This window comes from Cognatishimia activa (assembly GCF_017798205.1).
GTDB lineage: Bacteria > Pseudomonadota > Alphaproteobacteria > Rhodobacterales > Rhodobacteraceae > Cognatishimia > Cognatishimia activa_A.
The window spans coordinates 2,320,316-2,336,259 of sequence record NZ_CP060010.1; the positions used below are offsets into that span (position 1 = coordinate 2,320,316).

The 15,944-nt window shown below is 56.7% G+C and carries 15 protein-coding genes; 9 read left to right on the forward strand and 6 right to left on the reverse strand.

What is annotated here, in order from left to right:
* Position 1: 1 nt before the first annotated feature.
* Complete coding sequence (locus tag HZ995_RS11395) at positions 2-739, forward strand: type 1 glutamine amidotransferase domain-containing protein (protein WP_209355774.1); 738 nt, start codon at positions 2-4, stop codon at positions 737-739.
* Positions 740-881: 142 nt separating this feature from the next.
* Here the strand turns inward: HZ995_RS11395 and HZ995_RS11400 are convergent, their stop codons facing one another.
* The 5 genes from HZ995_RS11400 to HZ995_RS11420 all read right to left on the reverse strand — a co-directional run bounded on the left by HZ995_RS11400 (position 882) and on the right by HZ995_RS11420 (position 7,082).
* Complete coding sequence (locus tag HZ995_RS11400; protein ID WP_209355775.1) at positions 882-1,928, reverse strand: ABC transporter ATP-binding protein; 1,047 nt, start codon at positions 1,926-1,928, stop codon at positions 882-884.
* The gene (locus HZ995_RS11405) at positions 1,928-3,199 is read right to left on the reverse strand and encodes an MGH1-like glycoside hydrolase domain-containing protein (RefSeq protein WP_209355776.1); all 1,272 of its coding nucleotides are present in this window, start codon (positions 3,197-3,199) and stop codon (positions 1,928-1,930) included. Before HZ995_RS11405 ends, HZ995_RS11400 begins: the two co-directional genes overlap by 1 nt.
* A complete protein-coding gene (locus tag HZ995_RS11410) occupies positions 3,196-4,410 on the reverse strand; it encodes a carbohydrate ABC transporter permease (protein WP_209355777.1) in 1,215 nt (404 codons plus the stop codon). Before HZ995_RS11410 ends, HZ995_RS11405 begins: the two co-directional genes overlap by 4 nt.
* Complete coding sequence (locus HZ995_RS11415) at positions 4,407-5,651, reverse strand: sugar ABC transporter permease (protein ID WP_209355778.1); 1,245 nt, start codon at positions 5,649-5,651, stop codon at positions 4,407-4,409. The genes HZ995_RS11410 and HZ995_RS11415 overlap by 4 nt, the downstream gene beginning before the upstream one ends.
* Positions 5,652-5,732: 81 nt before the next feature.
* The gene (locus HZ995_RS11420; protein ID WP_209355779.1) at positions 5,733-7,082 is read right to left on the reverse strand and encodes an ABC transporter substrate-binding protein; all 1,350 of its coding nucleotides are present in this window, start codon (positions 7,080-7,082) and stop codon (positions 5,733-5,735) included.
* 323 nt (positions 7,083-7,405) lie between these two features.
* Between HZ995_RS11420 and HZ995_RS11425 the strand changes: the two genes are divergently transcribed.
* Both HZ995_RS11425 and HZ995_RS11430 read left to right on the forward strand, forming a co-directional pair.
* A complete protein-coding gene (locus HZ995_RS11425) occupies positions 7,406-8,419 on the forward strand; it encodes a LacI family DNA-binding transcriptional regulator (RefSeq protein WP_209355780.1) in 1,014 nt (337 codons plus the stop codon).
* A 230-nt stretch (positions 8,420-8,649) separates the two neighbouring features.
* On the forward strand, positions 8,650-9,078 hold the full coding sequence (locus tag HZ995_RS11430) for a hypothetical protein (RefSeq protein ID WP_209355781.1): 429 nt from the start codon (positions 8,650-8,652) through the stop codon (positions 9,076-9,078).
* A 56-nt stretch (positions 9,079-9,134) separates the two neighbouring features.
* Here HZ995_RS11430 and HZ995_RS11435 read toward each other — a convergent pair whose 3' ends face one another.
* On the reverse strand, positions 9,135-10,082 hold the full coding sequence (locus HZ995_RS11435; RefSeq protein ID WP_209355782.1) for a LysR family transcriptional regulator: 948 nt from the start codon (positions 10,080-10,082) through the stop codon (positions 9,135-9,137).
* Between the two features lie 82 nt (positions 10,083-10,164).
* Here HZ995_RS11435 and HZ995_RS11440 point away from each other — a divergent pair, with 82 nt between their 5' ends.
* The 6 genes from HZ995_RS11440 (at position 10,165) to HZ995_RS11465 (ending at position 15,943) form a co-directional block, all read left to right on the forward strand.
* Positions 10,165-11,232 carry a maleylacetate reductase gene (locus HZ995_RS11440; protein WP_209355783.1) on the forward strand — a complete coding sequence of 356 codons (1,068 nt, stop codon included), beginning with the start codon at positions 10,165-10,167 and terminating at the stop codon, positions 11,230-11,232.
* Between the two features lie 27 nt (positions 11,233-11,259).
* Positions 11,260-12,534 (forward strand): ABC transporter substrate-binding protein, encoded by a 1,275-nt coding sequence (locus HZ995_RS11445; protein ID WP_209355784.1) that lies wholly within the window; start codon positions 11,260-11,262, stop codon positions 12,532-12,534.
* A gap of 64 nt (positions 12,535-12,598) precedes the next feature.
* Entirely contained in the window at positions 12,599-13,318 is a 720-nt protein-coding gene (locus HZ995_RS11450; RefSeq protein WP_209355785.1) for an ABC transporter ATP-binding protein, read from the forward strand.
* A complete protein-coding gene (locus HZ995_RS11455; RefSeq protein ID WP_209355786.1) occupies positions 13,318-14,025 on the forward strand; it encodes an ABC transporter ATP-binding protein in 708 nt (235 codons plus the stop codon). Before HZ995_RS11450 ends, HZ995_RS11455 begins: the two co-directional genes overlap by 1 nt.
* Positions 14,022-14,885 (forward strand): branched-chain amino acid ABC transporter permease, encoded by an 864-nt coding sequence (locus HZ995_RS11460; RefSeq protein ID WP_209355787.1) that lies wholly within the window; start codon positions 14,022-14,024, stop codon positions 14,883-14,885. Before HZ995_RS11455 ends, HZ995_RS11460 begins: the two co-directional genes overlap by 4 nt.
* Positions 14,885-15,943 carry a branched-chain amino acid ABC transporter permease gene (locus HZ995_RS11465; RefSeq protein ID WP_209355788.1) on the forward strand — a complete coding sequence of 353 codons (1,059 nt, stop codon included), beginning with the start codon at positions 14,885-14,887 and terminating at the stop codon, positions 15,941-15,943. The genes HZ995_RS11460 and HZ995_RS11465 overlap by 1 nt, the downstream gene beginning before the upstream one ends.
* Position 15,944 lies beyond the last annotated feature (1 nt).

A 15,944-nucleotide genomic window follows, 5' to 3' on the forward strand; every position in this document is an offset into this window, starting at 1 on the left:
CATGTCTGCATCTATTGACACACTTGGAACCAAACGCGTTCTCATGATCGTCGCGAACCCTGGCACCTCGCCGACCACCGGCTGGCCTGTGGGCTTCTGGTGGGCAGAAGTCACGCACCCATATTGGACATTTACGGAAGCTGGCTACGAGGTCGAGATTGTTTCCCCAAAAGGAGGGGATCTGATGGCCGACGGATTTTCAGATCCTGAAGACGACAGCCAATACTCTGCCCATGACATCATCTCGTTGGGGTTCAAAAAATCGGCGACCCACAGCGCTTTGCTCGAGGGGACCAAGCCAATCGCCAAAGTCTCATTGGATGACTACGACGCAGTCTTTGTGGCGGGCGGCCAATCTCCGATGGTGACCATGATTGATGATGAGGAACTGCACGCCTTCATTGCCAAGGCCTATGAGGCGGGCAAGGTTGTCAGCATCGTTTGCCACGGCACGTCAATCCTGCTCAAGACGCGGCTTTCGAACGGGGATCTCCTTGTGAAAGGAAAGACTTGGACGGGCTTTGCCGACGCTGAGGAGCAATTCGCTGACGACTTCGTAGGTCAAAAGATTCAGCCGTTTTGGATCGAGGAAGAGGCGCGCAAACTCGACGACACAAATTTTGTGGTTCAGTCAGTGTTCAAACCTTTTGCGGTGCGGGACGGCAACCTCATCACGGGTCAACAGCAATTCTCTGGTGCTGCGGCGGCGGAATTGGTTGTGGAAACGCTTGGGCGTTAGTTTTTGGGAAGTTCGAGAGGCCTGCGGCGCAAACCGGAGGCCTCATTGTGCTGCAATTTCCACGCGACCTTTAAATAGTCCTTCAGTTGAAACGGACTATCGTTGTGCAACGCACTAAAGTCGGCCCTACGCGCAAACTTTATTAAACTGCAGCCCCATCCGAGCTGAAAAAGTGCACGTGCTCTGATTGGAACGACAGTCCCACCTTTTGGCCAACTTCGTAGGTTTCTCCGCCACCGACACGTACGTTAAGAACGCCTAAGGGACCGCAATTGACGAATACAAAACAATCGGCACCGAGGTATTCGACAACCTCTACTTCACCGTCGCATTGTCCAGAGCCGACGTCGCAAAAGGTAATATGCTCGGGACGGATGCCGACATGGGCAGGCTGACCTGATCCCGTGTATTTTCCGCCTCGTGCGCCTTCCAGTTGGTATTCCGATCCACTGAAAGAACAGCCCATCACGTTCATCTTCGGAGACCCGATAAACTGCGCCACAAACAAGTTGGCCGGGGAATTATAGAGCTCTCTTGGTGTGCCGACCTGTGCGATTTGACCCGCGTCCAGCACAACAATTCGGTCCGCCAATGTCATAGCTTCGACCTGATCGTGGGTGACGTAGATCATCGTTGTTTCCAGAGACCGGTGAAGTTTTGCGATCTCCAGACGCATGTCTACGCGGAGGGCGGCATCCAGATTGGACAGCGGTTCATCGAACAAAAACGCAGTCGGAGCCCGCACGATGGAACGCCCGATCGCGACACGCTGACGTTGACCGCCCGACATGTCTTTGGGGCGCCGGTCCAGCAGCGGTTCGAGTTTCAGAACCCTTGCGGCTTCTTCAACCTTTTCTTTGATTTCCGACTTCGGAGCGCCGGCCGTTTTCAAGCTGAAGCCCATATTGTCGCGCACGGACATATGCGGATAGAGCGCGTAGGATTGGAACACCATGGACAACCCGCGTTTTGAAGGAGGCTGATCCGTGACGTCCGTGCCGTCCAGAACAATCGCACCGCGTGACGTCTCTTCCAACCCGCCGATCATTCTGAGCAACGTGGATTTGCCGCATCCCGATGGGCCGACAAAAATGATGAACTCACCGTCTTTGATATCCAGGTCAATGCCTTTGATGACCTGAAGTTCGCCGTACCATTTTTCGACGGCTTTTAATTCGATCGCGCCCATTATTTGTCTCCCACTGAAGATGACGCCCAGGCCAGCCAAACCGCAGCGGTCCAGGAAAATGTGCCGCCCCCGGCAGGCGAGCCTGTCTCGGGGTGGAAATACTCGGCAAACCCGTGTTCCGCGATCAGCGCGCGCGTCCGAATGCGTAGCGTTTCTGCTTCGTCGTCGTGGCCCATGTCCTGCAAGCCGATGCCGATCAGTGCATTCATGATGGCCCAGGTTGGCCCGCGCCAATACCGCATGCCGTCAAACAATGGCGATGTCTTTGCTAGGCTTGGAATAGGGTAGGTGTTATTGGCCAGCTCCTGACGGATCGCCTCAAGAGAGGCTTGATCCTCCATACCTGCATACCACACCAAGAAGGTCGCCGAGGTGACGTGGCCAGTGTGTTCGCCCGAGCGCAGGTTGATTGCGTTGAACAGACCGGTGTCCGGATTGCGCAGCGACTGCGCGCCTTTCATGAGCCGCTCGGACCAAGCGTCGACTTCGGATGTGTCCATCCCCATTGCGTTCATCATGAACGAGAGGTCCTTGTTTGCACGTAGCAGGATGAAGGTGAGGGTCGGATCCGCGACCATGAAGGGGCGATCTCTGGAGAGTTCTTCTTCGTTCCAGCGACGTTCACGCCCGCGATAGACCAGCCACAAATACCGGTCGTATTCGTCTTTGGTCGGGCGCATGGCGGGATCCACATGGGAGGTATCACGACGTGAGTATTCGCCCACGCCCTCTGGATTGATCATGGCCATAGAGCTGTCCCAATCCGGGCTATTGTCGCGCCCAGCTTCCCATGGGTGGGTCAAGAACACGGCCCCGTCGCTTGAGGTACGCCATTTCATGAACCATGCGTGCCAGGCTTTGATCTTTGGAAGCAGAGCCGCAACGCGTTCTGCTCCAAAGTCCTTGTTTTGCTCCCAGACGCTGCGCACAAAAGTCGCGGCCACCGGCGGTTGGCTAATGCCCCCTGAGGGGATTGGCCCAATGCCTTCGGTGCCCCAGACATCAGGGCCCGGGAAATAATCCGGATCGTTTTGCCGAAACAAGATGTGAGGCACCATGCCGTTTGGCCATTGGCCGGAAAACAGCGTGTCAAATTCTTGCCATGCGCGCTCGACGTCGAAGGTGCTAAAGCCCCATCCGCAAAAGGCGCTGTCCCAATTCCACTGGTATGGATAGAGACCCTCGGTTGGAATGGTATATCCACCGCGATCGTTGGCGATCAGAATATCTCGTGCACGTGCGTCCAGTGCGGCGTTGTCGTGGTTGCTCATCCTTTGACACTCCCTGCGGTCAGTCCTTTGGTCATGAAGCGTTCAAGTCCAAGGAAAAGGGCCATAATTGGTAAAGTTGCGATCACTGCGCCCGCCATGAGGTGCTGCCGTGGAACTTCTGAAGAGTTCAACGACGCAACGCCGCGCGTCAGTGTGAATTTCGATGGATCGTCCAGAAGCATGAGCGCGAGGAGGAATTCGTTCCATGCGATCATGAAGACGTAGAGGCTCACCGAGGCAAGTGCTGGCAGCGCAAGGGGCAGGGTGATTTTCCAGATCACAGCCAAACGGGACAGCCCGTCCATAAGACCTGCTTCCTCGACCTCAGCGGGAAGGCCGCGAAAATAGCCTTGCAGCATGTAAAGCGCGACGGGGATCGTTGTTACTGGATAAATCAGCACGATGCCAAGGATCGTGTTGCGCAAGCCAGTCATCGAAAACACGATATAGATTGGCAGGGCGAGGACGATCATCGGAACCATGTAGATCAGCAGGATCGACCGGCCAAAAGCGGCACGGCCCCTAAAGCGCAGCCGCGCTACGGCATAGGCCCCGGGAATAGAGAAGGCGAGCGTGATGAAGACGGTGATCACCGAGACGTAAAAGCTCGTCCACAGATAAGAGCCGAACCCGAAATCCCCGAAGAGTTCAAAGTAGCTGCGGAACAGGTCCAGCCCCTTTGACAGATCAATCGTGAAGTCCAGTGGGTTCTGCAAAAGCTCTTGCTGGTTCTTCAGGCTGGTCATGACCATGACGTAAAACGGTACAAGGACGATCGTCGTGAAGAAGATATAGCCAAATCCGGTGAGAAAGCGGATCACCGCCTCTTCGAATTCGTGCTTATCCACAGGGCCGGGCACTAGGCTGTCCAGGATCACCAGCAGCGGCCAGGCGGTGAAGATCGCGAAAAGTACATTTGCCACGATCAGCATCGTTAGGGACACGTCCTCGCCGACCAAGATCGCTCCAAATCCGGCAAGGCTTACAATGACGGCCACAACAGAGAACGCCAATGAAAGCAGACGTTTGTCTCGGAAGAAGAGGGTGGTCAGGCCGACACCCAGGCCAAGGACAAGGCTTGACCAGAAAGACGGGCGAAACGGGTCGCCTGTCGAAAAGGACATGATGACAGCGACAATGATTGCGATCGTGAAGGCCCAGAACCAGCCAATGATTGCGGCCGTCAGATATCCGTTGCGCATGGAGATCATAGCCCTTCCTCCCGGCTCATGAACTTGAAGAAGAAGATCGAGAACACCAGCAGGAAGCCAAAGATCACAACAGCCACAGCTGCGCCTGCCCCAATGTTAGAGATCGCAAACGCCTGTTCATACACGTTGACGGTCAAGGTCCGCGTGCCGGCATTGCCGCCTGTCAGCAAAAAGATGTCGTCGAACTTGTTAAACGTCCAGATGAAGCGCAGCAGGAATAGGACGCTCAGAATGCCAAGCAGCATTGGCAGGCTCAGGTACCAGAACTTCTGAAACGGGCTGGCCCCATCCATGTCCGCCGCCTCATACATATCGGTATCGATGGACTGCATGCGCGCAAGGATGAACAGGAAGGACAGCGGGAAATAGCGCCAGATCTCAAACACCGTCACCATGATCAAAGCCTGCGGACGTTGTCCGAAAAAGTTGATCGGACTGTCAGCGACGCCCATCTGCACAAGCAAGGCGTTGACCGAGCCTGAGAAGGGGTCAAACAGCGTCACCCACGAGAAGGCAACCGCAATGACGGGCGCCACATAGGGGAACAGATACAGCCCCCGCACGATGCCCTTACCTCTGAATTCCTTGTTCAAAAGCAGCGCGGCAAAGAGGCCGACGACCAGCGCGCCGACGGTGCCCACAATCGTGTAAAACATCGTGGCATAGAGCACGGCCCAAAACTCGCGACCATCGAAGATGCGTGCAAAGTTCTCGAGGGTGAACTCTGAATTTGTGAGGATATTGTCGCCACGCCCCGTGGCCTTGGTTGGGGTCGCGCCCAGGTCCGGATCTGCGTCCAGAAAAGCCTGGCTGACTTTCACATCGATTTCGATGTTTTCGCGCTGACCGCCTTCAAAATCGCCAAGGTCGCAAAACAGAGACAGGTTATCCAAGGTGCAACGCTCATCAACGGCAACAATGGTCAGGCCTTCTGGCAACGTGTCGGAAATTGTGACGCCGGTCAGGATTTCTTTCTGGCTCGAATTGCGCACCCGGTACCGCAATGTCGCGTCATCGCCAGCTTCAGCTGGGCGCCCCCGCAGCTGTTCGCGCACGACGGTTTCAGGTGGGCGAAGGTCTTCAAGGCCGATGGGCTTGAAGCTCACCCAAAAGATCGCAAGAAGCGGGAGGATGACCACAAGGGACACTGAGAAGATTGTAGGGAACAGCAAGCCCCAGGCCAGTCGCGCCTCGCGCTTGGCTAGCGGCCCTGCACCAGTGGGTGGCACAGCACTCGTCATCTCGTGATCTCCGAAAGAAACAGGTTGGTTTGGGCTCAGGCGGCGACGATCGGCCGCCGCCTGAAGGTTCTGAGGAGAAAGTTACTCTAGCTCAGAGAGTTCCGCATTCATTTTTGCCACAGCGTCGGTCGCGCTGATGGTCCCGTCGATGTACTCGCGGGTCACGCGGTTGATTGCTTGGCTGTTGATGATCTTGGACGCGAGGCCCAGTTGACCCTCGGACACGCCCCAGCGCTGACCAACATCCAGACCGGACACGATGTTCGCGATCACGTCAGCCGGATAAAGCTCGGACAGTGGCGCGCGGCGGTCAACACCAACGTCCAGCTTGGACCAGCCGTCGATATAGGCGGTTGGGTTGTCCGCGGTCCCGTTGCGAATTGGGAATTTGCCCTCAGGCGCGATGGCCAGAGTATCCAGATACCCTTCGCTGACTGCAAATTCGACGAAGTCCTGCGCAGCTTCGGTGTCAGCGTCTGCGGTGATGCCGAAGTAACGCGTATCTGCCCATGCGGCACCAGCAGGGTTGGATGGGCCTGCAAAGTTGGTGATGAAGCCAGTTGCATTCGCCAGCTCACGCGACGTTGGGTCGTCGTTGATGGTCACAGGTGCTGCGTCGCGCAGACCTGCCAGTTCGTCCATGATGAATGGAGACCAGATGATCATCGCCGCTTGGCCCGCGAAATAAAGCTCGCGAGACTGCTTCCAATACAATTCGCCAGGAGGGGAGGCTTCTGCGATCGCTTTGTAGAATTCGAGAGCTTCTACAGTTTTCGCTTCGTCAAAGCCCGAGAAACCGTTCTCGTCCACCGGAGTCGCGCCGTTCGCAAGCAGAACATGCTCCAGAACCTGGCTCATGAAACCTTCGTCAACCTTGGTTGCGGCCACAAAACCAAACATTTCTGGTGGGTTGTGCAATGCCTCAACCGCGGCCAGCACGTTGGCATAGGTCGTTGGCGCGGCAAGACCTTTTTCTTCAAAGAGATCTTTGCGGTAAACAACCATTTGGGTCCAGCCATCGACCGGAACGCCCGCAACGCCATCATCAGTCTGTGCCATTGCAACACCGCCTGGTGCAAAGGTGTCAGCGCCCAAGGTCTCCAGCACTTCTTGTGCAGCTTCAGCATCCAGAATGCCTGCCTCAACCCATGGCAGCGCATGCTGAAGTGGGAAGTAGATAACGTCTGGAAGGTCGCCGGCCGCGAAGGCTGCGGTGGCCCGCGTGCTGTATTCGCCTTCGTCTACTGGGATCATTTCCACTTTGACGCCGGATGCTGCTTCGTAATCGGCGGCCATTTGCTGTTGGCGCTCAAGGCGCGCAGGCTGCGTTTCTGTCGTCCAAACGCGGATCTCTTGCGCAACTGCAGCGCTTACAGATGCAATAAGTGCCAGGCCGGAAACGGCGCCGGCCAGTCTAAAATTAAAGGACATTCCTCTCTCCCTATCTGTGGTCCGCCTTCGCGAGATCCACTTTTGCAACAAGGCGCTCACTCCCGAACACCATCAGTTTGCTGTGCTTAGGTCCGGCAGGATTGTGCAATTGCAGCATCAAGCCGACTCGGATCCAAGTCGAGATAAAAGTGATGCAACGTTTAACCAAAGTCAATCATATGTTGACGTAATTTCCTTAGGGGGTGGTCATTTAGAGGTCTTTAATATTGATTAATAAGGGGAATAATGGTAAATTATTTGAAGTGAAATGGTACAACGTTTTGTCGATTTGATCCTATTTTTGCTAGATTGGGGCAGGAAAGATGACGAAAAAACCGACTCTGGCAAACGTCGCCAATCAGGCCGGCGTGTCTATCGCGACCGCCAGTCAGGTGTTGCGTGGTACCGGGAGAATTTCTGATACCACTCGAAATTTGGTGAAGGCAGCAGCCAAAAAACTGAACTACGTTCCAGACGCAAGAGCAGCTTCCATGCGGTCTGGTGCCAACCATGAAATTGGCCTGTCCATTCACAAGATCGCAAACCGTTTCAATGCCGAGATTATCAGCGGTGCCAGTGATTTGCTGGAAGACGAGGGCTATCTATTGTCGGTGCTTGATGCACGCGACGACGTGGTGCGCCAGAGAAAACAGCTTGAAGCGTTCATTCGTTCCTCTCGTGGCGGGCTGATTTGGGTTCCCGCGGCTGACACGCCTGAATCGACTTTTGATCTATTGAACACGCATGGTTTGCCTAGCGTTACCTTTCTGAGGCGGCCGGAATTCGGAGAACTAGATCACGTCGGTATTGAGAACGCGGCTGCAACATTTGCCGCGACCAATCATCTTTTGGATTTGGGGCACACCAAAATTGCCTATCTGGGTGGCGAAGCGAATGTGGATGTGCGTTCTGAACGTATCGAAGGCTGTCGCAAGGCTCTTAATGCCCGGGGGATCGATGACATTCACATTGTTGACTGTCAGGACAGCCGCTCTGCTGGTATCGAAGCCATGCACAATTTGATGAAGCAGCATCCTGAGGTAACGGCGGTTGTGTGTAACGGCGACATGGTTGCGATTGGTGCCAGCTTGGCGATTGGTCAAGTCGGTATGCGCCCGGGCCGCGAGATTTCCGTCGTCGGATTTGACGACACGCCAGATGCAAAATACGCGACCTATCCGCTGACCACATTGGCCGTTTCGCCTTATGAGCTGGGCCGAAAACTTGCGCGTGTTTTGTTGGAGCGTATGAATGAACCGAATATGCCGCCGTCCACGACATTGGTACCAGCGAAATTGGTAGAGCGCGAAACAACAGGGGCGCCACCAGCAAAGTGAGCAAGGTATCGGAGCGGCGCGGATTTTGAACATTGGTCCAAATCTGTTGGCGCATCAGTTGAGGATAGCGCGCGTGGTTGGGACTCCAATTTGAAAACTGTACGGCACCAATTGGGTGCTTCGAATGTCGATCTGCCTAAACAAGGGGGTATCGACAGTCGCGATTTTCTAAGGTTGATCGACCGATGCGCGCCTCTTGCCTGATTGGGGCTCTAGTCTAAGTTTCAAGTATGCGCCATTTCGTTCTTTTCTTGCTGTTTCCCATTCCAGCACTTGCGTGGGAATTCTCTCCTGACCCAATTTGCACGCTCTTTCACCAAAACCCGTCTGCACAGATCACTGTAACTTTTGATCCCGAGCCTTCGCAGTATCAACTTGCGATCACTCTGGAAGGCAGGAATTGGGATCCGGCTCCGAACTTCGGTATGGGCTTTGATGGCGGGCAAGCGCTCACGATTGGAACCGACCGACAGGTGATCCAAGGGAGTACATTGAGTGTGTCGGACAGCGGCTTTGGAAATGTCCTAAACGGGCTCGAGTTTAATCAACGCGTGACAGCTTTCACCTCGAACCTTGCGGTGTCTTTCAGTTTGGAAGGCGCAGCAGAACCCGTGCAGCAATTCAGAGACTGCACCGAACCAGCTCCTGCTTTGTCGTAAGACATGTGTTTCGGCGGAATAGAACGTAGTTTCCCAGCGCCCAATACATTGAATTTCTAAGCTCTCCACACTTCCGTGCGTTGGCGCTCGGTGATGGCGCGAGACAGGCTTTGAAACTGAAGCGATACATTTTTGACGAACTGTCGGACCGCTGGCGTTCGGTCATTTTCCGTTTTCATCAGCAGGCCAAGTTCGCGTTTTGGATGCTGAATGCGGATCGGCAGCGCGTGGATGACCTTGCCAGGGTGCATGAAGACCACCGAATAGGGCAAGACGGTCATAGCGTCCGAGCCCGCGAGAATTGTTATGATCGACGACAGGGACCCACCCGAATAACTCACTTTGAAATCAGTGATCCCGATGCTGCGCAACACATCGCGCAAGTCTTGATACAAAGGACTTCCAGCAGGTTGGGTGATCCACGGGTATTCCGAGATATCCTCCAGTCGCAGGCTCTTTTTGCGCGCGAGCGGATGCCCCGCGCTACAGGCGATCACATTTCGCCCCTTAAGGAAGGGACGAAATTCAAACCCCTCTGGCACATCCTCATCCAGCATCGGGCATATGCCCAAATCAATCGTGCCCAGCTCCAACCGGTCTATCAGTTCTGACGCGTACCCATAGCTTTGATCCACACGCACGTCGGGATGGTTTTGCTGAAACCCGGCGATGATATTGGAAATCACCCCATCCATGAAAATCGGAGACCCCGCCACGCGCACGCTGCCTGCCTGCCCGCGCGTGAAGCGGTCCACTATGTCTTCGGCGGCTTGGGTCGCCAGATGAATGGCGCGTCCTTCATCGGCCAGCCTGCGTCCGAGTTCCGTGGGTCTTAGGGGGCGACGCCCTTTCTCAAACAGGGGTTCATTCAGCCGCTGTTCAAGGTTGGACACCACCCGCGAGAGGCTGGGTTGTGTCTTGCCCAGGGCCAGCGCGCCTTCGCTCAGTCCGCCTTCATCGACGATGGCTGCAAGTATTCTGAGATGGTTTGGGTCTATTTGCATACCAAAAAGGTATATTGTTGATCGTTAATTTTATCAACTTGCGAATTTGTGTCGCCTAGCTTTGCAGCAAGGAGGCCCGAATATGGCACAAGCGCTTAGACAAGAAGACTTTGATTCAGTGCGCGTCCGCGACGGCGCTGGACTTCGGTTTGAGGTCGCAGATGAAGTCGCCCGCCTTGGGTGCACGAAGGCCTTGGTGCTGTCGACACCCCAGCAATGCGATCTCGCGCTCGAGATTTGCGAAGCGCTTGGGGATGCCGCCGCCGGTGTCTATTCCAAGGCAGCAATGCACACGCCGGTGGATGTCACCGAGGATGCACTAAGTCATTTGTCTCTGTCCGGTGCCGATTGTTTGGTCGCAGTCGGAGGCGGGTCCACCGTTGGTTTGGGCAAGGCGCTCGCCTATCGGACGGGCCTGCCGCAGATCACGATCCCCACCACATACGCGGGTAGCGAAGCCACGCCCATTCTTGGGCAAACGGAAAACGGGGTCAAAACGACCCTCACGGACGCCAAAGTTCTGCCGAGCGTTATTCTTTACGACCCCGAACTTGTCGCCACATTGCCCGTTGGCATGACTGTAACCTCTGGTCTGAACGCGATGGCCCATGCCGCCGAAGCGCTTTATGCGGAAAACCGCACGCCCGAGACCACGAATTTGGCGATCCAAGGTTTGAAAGATCTGGCGCAGGGCATGGCGAAAGTAGTGCAAGCCCCGGACGACCTTGACGCACGCGCACTAACTCAGCGTGGGGCTTGGGCCTGCGGCACTGTGCTTGGTCGCGTTGGCATGGCGCTGCATCACAAGCTTTGCCACACATTGGGCGGGACGTTTGATCTGCCCCATGCTGATACGCATGCGATCATTCTGCCGCATGCGATTGCCTATAATGCACGCGCAGCGGCGGATGAACTTGCCCCAATCACCGAGGTCTTGGGCGGCGAGAACGCAGGGCGGGCGCTCTATGATTTTGGCAAGTCGCTTGGGGCTCCGCTGGCGCTGAAATCGCTTGGGGTCACCGAGGCCGATCTGGATCACGCGGCCGATCTCGCGGTGCAAAAACCCTATCCAAATCCACAACCCGTGACGCGCGAAGACATCCGTGCGCTGCTGCAATCAGCTTGGGCCGGAGACGTTCCGGCATTCTAAGACCACGTCATTTTGGGAGGAAAGACGATGATCACCAGACGTAAACTACTCAAGACATCCGCGGCGAGCGGTCTGACTCTGGCCGCCGGTGGCCTTGCCGCCCCGGCGCTGGCGATGGGCGCAAAGATCAAGCTGGGCTATGTCAGCCCGCAATCCGGTCCTTTGGCGGCATTTTCCGAGGCGGATAGCTTTATCATCAATGGCTTTATGAATTCCGCCGTCGGTGGGGATTTTGAAGTCATCGTCAAGGACAGCCAGTCCAACCCCAACCGCGCTGCCGAAGTCGCCAAAGAGCTCATCTTGGACGACGAGATCGACATGATGCTCGTGGCCTCGACGCCTGAAACAACCAACCCGGTCGCGACGACCTGTGAGGCCGAGGAAATCCCTGTGATCTCGACCGTTGCGCCGTGGCAGCCTTATTTCATTGGCCAGCAGGGCAACCCCGGCGATCCGGGATCCTGGGAGCCGTTTGAATACTCGTTCCACTTCTTCTGGGGGCTTGAGGACGTGATCTCTGTTTTCACTGCCATGTGGAACCAGCTCGATACCAACAAGCAGGTCGGCGGGCTGTTCCCGAATGACGGGGACGGCAATGCATGGGGTGATCCAAATGTTGGCTTCCCACCCGCCTTGGCCGCCCAAGGCTATGGTCTGACAGATCCGGGCCGCTATCAGAACCTGACGGATGATTTCACGGCGCAGATCAATGCCTTTAAACAGGCCAATGCCGACATCATCACAGGCGTGCCGATCCCGCCGGACTTCACCACCTTCTGGACCCAGATGAAGCAGCAGGGCTTTACGCCGAAAGCCGCCTCTATTGGCAAGGCGATCCTCTTCCCGCAAGCGGTCGAGGCGCTGGGCGATCAGGGTCATAACCTGTCTTCCGAGGTCTGGTGGTCTCCGAGCCATCCGTTCGCCTCATCCCTGACCGGCCAATCCGCCGGAGACCTCGCAGGGGCCTATACCGCAGCCACAGGCAAGCAATGGACCCAGCCGATCGGCTTTGTGCATGCGCTGTTTGAGATGGCGGCCAATGTTATGGGGCGCGTGGATGACACAGGCGACGCGGATGCTGTGGCCGAAGCCATTGCCGCAACCGAGCTGCAGTCCATCGTCGGACGTATCGCCTTTGACGGCGCAGGTCTGCCGCCGTTTGCGGCCAAGAACGTGGCGAAAACCCCGCTGGTGGGTGGCCAATGGCGTCTGAAAGACGGCGGTGGCTATGACCTCGTGATCGTGGACAATTCTGATCATCCAAACATCCCGACCGGCGGGTCGATGGAAGCGATCAGTTAAGCTTCTCCTCCTTTGCGGCGCGCGAGTTGTGCGCGTCGCAGTCCTTTCTTCACTGGGAATTCCTATGTCGATTTTGGCGCTCAAAAACGTATCCAAAAGCTTTGGAGCCTTGAAGGTGACAGACAGCGCGAGCTTTGATGTCCCGCAGGGGCAGGCTTTGGGGATCATCGGGCCGAATGGAGCCGGGAAATCTACGCTGTTCAACCTGATCACCGGCAACCTTAAAGCGGATGAAGGTTCGATCCATTTCGATGGGCGCGACGTCACCAATGTTTCGGCGATGGAGCGCTGTCTGACGGGGATTGGGCGTTCGTTTCAAATCCCGCAACCCTTTGAGAAGATGACGGTTTATGAAAACCTTTTGGTCGCCGCCACCCATGGTCGCAACCAATCCGAGGGTGAAGTTCAGCAAGCCTGCGCCACGGTTCTTGAACAAACCGAGATGTTGCGGCGAGCGAATACACCGGCAGGGCAGCTCAGCCTTTTAGAACGCAAACGGCTAGAGCTGGCACGCGCCATGGCGACGGAACCGAGGCTCTTGCTGCTGGATGAAATCGCTGGCGGTCTGACCGAAGGTGAATGCCAAGCGCTGATCCAGACCATCAAAGACATTCACGCCCAGGGCGTCACGATCATCTGGATCGAACATGTGCTGCATGCGCTCACTTCTGTGGTCGAACGGCTCTTGGTTCTGGACTTTGGCAAGGTGATCGGCATCGGAGACCCCGACGAGATCATGGCCAGCCGCGAAGTCAAAGAAATCTATCTGGGGATTGATGTCTGATGGCCTTGCTCGCAACCCATAATCTGACCGCCCATTATGGCGACTTCCAAGCGCTTTTTGGTGTGGATATCGAAATCAACGAGGCCGAGACCATCGCCATCATCGGCGCGAATGGGGCAGGGAAGACGACCCTCATGCGCTCGATCTCGGGCGTGCTGCGCAATGGCCCCCAGATGGTACGCCTTGAGGCCGCCGAGATCGGAAGAGCCCCCGCTGATGAGATCATGGCGCAGGGTGTTTCCATGGTGCCTGAAGGGCGCAAGCTCTTTCCGTCTTTGACCGTCGAAGAGAACCTTTTGATCGGCACCTACGGGCGTAAGATCGATGGGCATTGGACGCTTGAAACGATCTACGATCTCTTTCCGATCCTAAAAGAGCGGCGCAATTCGCCCGGCACAGCTCTGTCTGGCGGACAACAGCAGATGGTCGCGATTGGCCGCGCGTTGATGTCCAACCCTCGGGTCTTGCTCTGTGACGAGATCAGCCTCGGCCTCGCGCCGGTGGTGATCAAGGATATCTACAAGAGCATTCCCAAAATCAAAGCCGCCGGGGCCAGCCTGATCGTCGTCGAGCAAGACATCGGCCAAGCTATGGCCGTCGCGGACCGCGTCTATTGCATGATGGAAGGCCGCATCACCCTGTCGGGCCGCCCAGACGAGCTCAGCCGCGACGACATCCACAACGCATATTTCGGAGCAAGCCATTGATCTGGATCGACACACTCGTTCAAGGCGTCCTGCTGGGAGGGCTCTATGCGCTCTTTGCAGCCGGGCTAAGCCTCGTTTTTGGCATCATGCGGCTGGTCAATCTGGCGCATGGGGATCTGATCGTGATGGGGGCCTATCTGATCCTCGTCCTCGTGACGCTCTTGGGGCTGTCGCCCTTTGTGGCGTTGCTGATCGCCATGCCGCTGATGTTCGCACTAGGGTGGGTGCTGCAGAAGTTCCTGCTGAACCGCACTCTGGGCGATGACATCCTGCCGCCGCTGCTGGTGACATTCGGCCTGTCGATTGTCCTGCAAAACGCATTGCTCGAAGGGTTTTCTGCCGATAGCCAACGGCTGCCGACGGATGCTCTGACCACGGCCTCTGTGTCGCTGGGGCCTGTGACTGTCGGTGTCATGCCGCTTTTGACCTTTGCCTCGGCCATCGTGGTGATCGTCGGTCTCAACCAACTGTTTTACCGCACCTCTCTGGGCCGCGCCTTCCGCGCCACCTCGGATGATGCGGTGACAGCCAGCCTCATGGGCATCAAGCCCGCCAATATCTTTGCCACCGCTACCGGGCTCGCGCTGGTCATCGTCGCCATCGCAGCGATCTACCTTGGCCTGCGCGCCAATTTCGACCCGAGCGTTGGCCCCGCGCGCCTGATCTATGCCTTTGAAGCGGTCATCATCGGAGGCCTCGGTTCGCTCTGGGGCACGCTGATCGGTGGCATCTTTATCGGCGTAGCCCAAACCGTGGGCGCGGCGATCAATCCCGAGTGGCAGATCCTCTCGGGCCATCTGGCGTTCCTCGCGGTGCTGCTTGTGCGTCCGCGTGGACTTTTCCCAAGGGCGCATGACTGATGAACACCTATGTCGTAGAAACCCGCACCCGCGCGTCCAATGTGACGGCTCTGCTTGGCGCAGCCCTCGTGATCGCGCTGATCCTTCTGCCACTTTACGCAGGGCGCAGCACCATTCAGGATATGTTCTTTATCCTGACCATGCTGGTTCTGGCCCAGTTCTGGAATCTGCTTGCAGGCTACGGCGGGCTGGTGAGCATCGGCCAGCAGGCCTTTGTCGGCATGGGCGCCTATGCGCTTTTCGGAGGCGTCATTCTTGCGGGCATGGATCCGGTTCCAGCGATCCTTCTATCCGGCGTCGCAGCCTTGGTGATCGCGATCCCGACCGCCTTCTTTGCCTTCCGCCTGCAAGGGGCCTATTTCGCCATCGGCACTTGGGTCATCGCCGAAGTCTTTCGCCTTTTGCTGGCCCAATGGAAAACGCTGGGCGGGGGAACGGGCACGTCTTTGCCGCGCTCGGCCACCAAGGACATGTGGTTTGTCGATGCGATCAAAGCGCTGTTGGGCGTCAAGACGTCAGCCGCGCGTGATATTCTTGCCTATTGGCTGGCTCTGCTGCTCGCTTTGGCGACCATCGGCGGCATTTATTGGCTGCTGCGCACCCGCAGAGGCCTCGCCTTGGCCGCCGTACGCGACAACACCGAAGCCGCTAAATCCGTCGGTGTGGATGCCGGTCGCATGAAATGGATGGTCTTTCTGACCTCTGCTTTCGGAACCGGCCTCGCCGGAGGTCTCATCTATATGCAAAAGGCCCGGATCTCACCGGATGCGGCCTTCTCCGTCACCGACTGGACCGCCTATGTGATCTTTATCGTCGTGATCGGAGGCATCGGCACAATCGAAGGCCCGATCCTTGGCGTGCTGATCTTCTTTGCCCTGCAATCGCTGCTTGCGGACTTTGGCAGCTGGTATCTGCTCAGCCTTGGCGTCCTTGCGATTGCCATCATGCTTATCGCCCCGCGCGGCATCTGGGGGCTGATTTCCGAACGCACGGGGCTGCAACTTTTCCCAATTCGACGTCGCCTGAAGGGCGGCCAACTAGATAACCTGGAGGACTAAC